Below are 538 nucleotides of genomic sequence, written 5' to 3'. Positions count from 1 at the left end.
GAGAAGACGCGCGCGCCCGAAATTATTGTTCTCTATTGGCAGGATAGCCTTTTTTGTGATACACACAAAATAGGCGGCGCGGCCCTGGCGGGCCTTAGCCCCGCAAGCGGGCTTGAGAATGAATGCAGACGCCCAGAAAGTAGCGGTAAAGAAGGCGTCACAACGCTACGGCGAGGTGACCCACATCCGGTTTTCGGCTGACGAGCTGGCTCGCCTCAAAGCCATTGCGGAGCGGGACGGCGTGACCGTCAGCGAGGTCGTCCGGCGTCTGGTGCGGGCAGAGGCCGGGCATCTGCCTATCGCGTCAGAGGCGTTGCGGCCGGCGATTGTGGAGATGACCGATCAGCTGCGGCGCGTCGGCATCAATTTCAATCAGGCCGTGCGCGCCATGAACGACGGGCGTGTTGCCCACGATAAGGATCTTGAGCAGGCGCTGATCGCCGTGGGCGACCTCGTGCGGCAGTTTCGCGAGGAACTGAAAACGATGACCGTCGAGTCTCGCAAGGCGCGGGAGGCCAGGCGATGAGCGGTCGTCTTG

The 538-nt window shown here is 62.1% G+C and carries 1 protein-coding gene; it reads left to right on the top strand.

The genetic code is table 11. The features are described from left to right. The first annotated feature begins 118 nt into the window (after window positions 1–118). Window positions 119–526, top strand: coding sequence for a hypothetical protein (locus EOA13_RS37500; protein WP_127298068.1), 408 nt, complete (start codon window positions 119–121; stop codon window positions 524–526). Window positions 527–538 lie beyond the last annotated feature (12 nt).

The organism is Mesorhizobium sp. M7A.F.Ca.US.011.01.1.1, assembly GCF_003998295.1.
In the GTDB taxonomy this organism is placed as follows: Bacteria; Pseudomonadota; Alphaproteobacteria; order Rhizobiales; family Rhizobiaceae; genus Mesorhizobium.
The sequence above is the reverse complement of the archived record's forward strand: the minus strand, read 5'-3'. Positions and strand labels throughout refer to the sequence as shown.